3 protein-coding genes, 1 tRNA gene and 1 rRNA gene are annotated in these 3,570 nt (G+C 44.6%); 2 read left to right on the top strand and 3 right to left on the bottom strand.

The window, feature by feature from the left end:
• A partial coding sequence (locus BMX05_RS12295) for an RNA-guided endonuclease InsQ/TnpB family protein (protein ID WP_143051981.1) occupies positions 1-467 on the bottom strand: 467 nt, incomplete at its 3' end.
• 131 nt (positions 468-598) lie between these two features.
• Here BMX05_RS12295 and BMX05_RS12290 point away from each other — a divergent pair.
• The gene (locus tag BMX05_RS12290) at positions 599-1,741 is read left to right on the top strand and encodes a PilT/PilU family type 4a pilus ATPase (RefSeq protein WP_093312614.1); all 1,143 of its coding nucleotides are present in this window, start codon (positions 599-601) and stop codon (positions 1,739-1,741) included.
• A 102-nt stretch (positions 1,742-1,843) separates the two neighbouring features.
• Here the strand turns inward: BMX05_RS12290 and phbB are convergent, their stop codons facing one another.
• Positions 1,844-2,581: an acetoacetyl-CoA reductase gene (gene phbB, locus BMX05_RS12285; RefSeq protein WP_093312610.1), complete on the bottom strand. Its 738-nt coding sequence runs from the start codon at positions 2,579-2,581 to the stop codon at positions 1,844-1,846.
• Positions 2,582-3,032: 451 nt separating this feature from the next.
• On the opposite strand from phbB, the gene BMX05_RS12280 reads away from it, so the two are divergent.
• Positions 3,033-3,109: transfer RNA gene (locus BMX05_RS12280), tRNA-Met, on the top strand.
• Positions 3,110-3,474: 365 nt separating this feature from the next.
• Here the strand turns inward: BMX05_RS12280 and rrf are convergent.
• Positions 3,475-3,570: ribosomal RNA gene (rrf, locus tag BMX05_RS12275) — 5S ribosomal RNA — on the bottom strand; the annotation flags it as partial.

Here is a 3,570-nt window from a genome sequence, read left to right as displayed (position 1 = left end):
GCCGAGTCTTTGGAAACGGTCACTGTGCTGGGTTCGCCGGGCAGTTCACGGCTCCAGCGAATGTCCAGCGGGGTTTTGCTCTTGGCCAGATACAGCTTGCCGTTCTGGTATTTAAAGGCCGAGCGGGTGAACTCCGCCGACTGGCGGTGCCGCTTGCTCTTGAATACCGGGTACTTGGCACGGCCCTCAAAGAAGTTTTTGAAGGCGGCTTGCTGGTGGCGAAGGCATTGCTGCAAGGGGACACACGACACCTCAGACAGGAACGCCAATTTAGGATCTTTTTTGATTTCGGTCAGTCGGGCGTTGGCAGCGACATAGCTGATCTTTTCCTGGCGCTGATAAAAGGCATCCGTACGCCAGCGCAGTATCGCGTTATAGATAAAACGCACACAGCCGAAGGTCTGGGCCAGCAGCTCAGTTTGTTCGGGCGTCGGGTAAAATCGATATTTATAGGCGCGTTTTGTCATGCGTCACATTTTAGCGTGACTTTTGTTAAGATAGCAACCCACTTAAAACGGAGGAGCGGGAACAGGGGCGGCTGACGCCGCCGCGCTATCCCTCCCCGCCCTAACAGGACGGGGTTTCCCGCGCAAAATTGATGAAATTTGCGCACATGTTAAAAACCATGGTCGATAAAGGGGGTTCTGACCTTTTTATTACCACGGGGATGCCCCCATCTATGAAACTTAACGGTCAATTAGTGAGTTTAATGGAGCAAGCTTTAACCCCTAAAATGGCGCACGACGTTGTTTTAGGAGTCATGACCCAAGAGCAGCGCGAAGAATTCCGTAAAACGAAAGAATGTAATTTTGCGATTAGCGCACCAGGGATTGGTCGTTTTCGTGTCAGTGCTTTTTATCAGCGCAATAACGTGGGGATGGTTTTACGAAAAATAGAATTTAATATTCCACGGTTAGAAACCTTGAATTTACCGCCGATTATCAATGAGCTTGCCATGACCAAACGTGGCTTAATTATGTTTGTCGGCGCAACCGGTACAGGGAAGTCCACCTCCTTGGCGGCCATGATTCAATACCGTAATGAAAATGCGCGTGGCCACATTATTTGTATTGAAGATCCCATTGAATTTATTCATCAACACAAAAAAAGCATTGTGACACAACGGGAAGTAGGCATAGATACAGACTCGTTTGAAGTCGCCCTTAAAAACACCCTACGCCAAGCACCGAATGTCATTATGATCGGCGAAGTACGCACACGTGAAACCATGGAATATGCGCTTGCTTTTGCAGAAACTGGGCATTTGTGTTTAGCCACTTTACATGCCAATAATGCCAACCAAGCTTTGGAACGCATTATCCACTTTTTCCCACCAGAACGTCATAACCAAGTGTGGATGGATTTGTCTCTTAATCTAAAATCTGTTGTTGCCCAGCAACTGATTCCGACCAAGGACGGTCAAGGCCGACGTGCTGCCATTGAAGTCATGCTCAACACCCCCCTAGTTGCCGATTTAATCCGTAAAGGGGAAGTGCATGAAATCAAAACCCTGATGAAAAAATCGCGTGAACTTGGCATGCAAACATTCGATCAAGCCTTGTTTGATCTTTTCAAAGGCGGCGAAATCAGCGAACGTGATGCTCTCGCGCACGCAGACTCACCGAATGATTTACGCTTAATGATTAAGCTCGGTGATAATCAAAATGGGCAAACAGCTTCACCTTATGCTGCTGAAGCTATGCAAAAAGCGGCCAGTCAATTTACCTTAAAAGAAGACTGATCGACAAAAACACAAATGCCCAAGTATCTGACTTGGGCATTCTGTAAGCGCAATTCTCAACACCTTACAGGCATGGCAAGCAAGCAGGCATTGAGTGAATGATTAGTGCATATATTGACCACCATTCACAGACAAGTTAGCACCTGTGATAAAGCTTGCTTCTTCTGCAGCGAGAAAGACAACTGTACGGGCAATGTCTTCAGGCGTACCAAAACGACCTACAGGAATCCCTTTACGGATCTTCTCACGAATTTCCTCGTCAATTTTCATAATCATATCGGTGGCGATATAACCTGGTGAAATAGTATTGACGGTAATTCCTTTGGAAGCCACTTCTTGTGCCAAGGCCTTAGTAAAACCATGCATACCCGCTTTTGCAGCAGAATAGTTGGTTTGTCCAAACTGGCCTTTTTCACCATTAATAGAAGAGATATTAATGATGCGACCAAACTTAGCTTCTAGCATGCCATCTAAACACGCTTTACTTGCATTGAAAACGCTATCTAAGTTGGTACGTAAAACTTGATCCCACTGCTCAAAACTCATTTTTTTCATCACACCATCACGTGTGATCCCTGCGTTGTTTACCAAAACACTCACAGGGCCATAAGTTTCGCAAATCTCTTGATAGCTTGCTTGGCAAGAAGCAAAGTCACCAACGTTTGCTTGCGAAATGCCAAAATCATAACCGGCTGCTTTTTGCTCTGCCTGCCATGCTAAAGCTTTCTCCTTATTGCTATATCCTGCAACAACTTGTAAGCCTTGATCAGCCAAAGCGCGGCAAATTCCTGTTCCGATTCCACCCGTTCCACCGGTTACCCACGCAATACGTTTGGCCATAAAACTTCTCCCTCAAAGTTTAGCTTTTAGATTTATGTAAGTTCGTATCTGCGAACGCAAGCATACAAATGCTTTTGATCCGCTTTATTATTATTTCAATGTATCCCTTTGAATTTATATCCTATTGACATCTTACCTGCCCTGACAGACGAGGTTTGACGCTCATTTTGATCAAAAAATGTGACATCAAGGTGAAACTTTATTTTTTATGTCCCGCACCTTTGCTTTTCTGACTCTTGAGTCACATTAGCTATACTGTATCATCTTTCTTGTGCTTTAGGTAATATGACTTTATGTTGACATCTTTTAGATTTGTAATTCTTAGACAAAGTCTGCGTAATACAAGGCAAACTAAGGCTTAGTAAATACTTTTTTGCAAAGATAATTTTTTTTTGATAAAAACCTTGACCCAACAGAAAAAATCCTTATAATGTGTTTCACGTTGATCAGGTGCGGGGTGGAGCAGCCTGGTAGCTCGTCGGGCTCATAACCCGAAGGTCGTCGGTTCAAATCCGGCCCCCGCTACCAACTAACTGATTAACAAAGAAAGCCGATTCCATATGGAGTCGGCTTTTTTTATGCACTTTTTTAAGATGTACAAGACCTTCCCTAAATCCCTAAATCCCTAAATCCCTAAATCCCTAAATCCCTAAATCCCTAAATCCCTAAATCCCTAAATCCCTAAATCGGTGAATCCTACATGACTGCTTGGTGCCAATAAAGCCTTGCTTGAACACGCACAGAACGTCAACGTCGTGTTATTAGCTTCCGTGAAAAGATTAATCAAGTCTTGTAAAAGTATCTGGTTGGATTGTCCTTGCAACTTGGTTTTTTAATTAGCATGCAAACGCAAAAAACCCCCAAGCAGATGCTTGAGGGTTTTTCTGTTAGGTACTTGACGATAACCTACTTTCACATGGGGAGACCCCACACTATCATCGGCGCGACGCGGTTTCACTGCTGAGTTCGGCATGGATTCAGGTGGTTCA

This window comes from Allopseudospirillum japonicum, assembly GCF_900108915.1.
Lineage (GTDB): Bacteria > Pseudomonadota > Gammaproteobacteria > Pseudomonadales > Halomonadaceae > Pseudospirillum > Pseudospirillum japonicum.
Note: the sequence above shows the minus strand (reverse complement) of the source record. Positions and strands in the feature narration are given on the sequence as shown.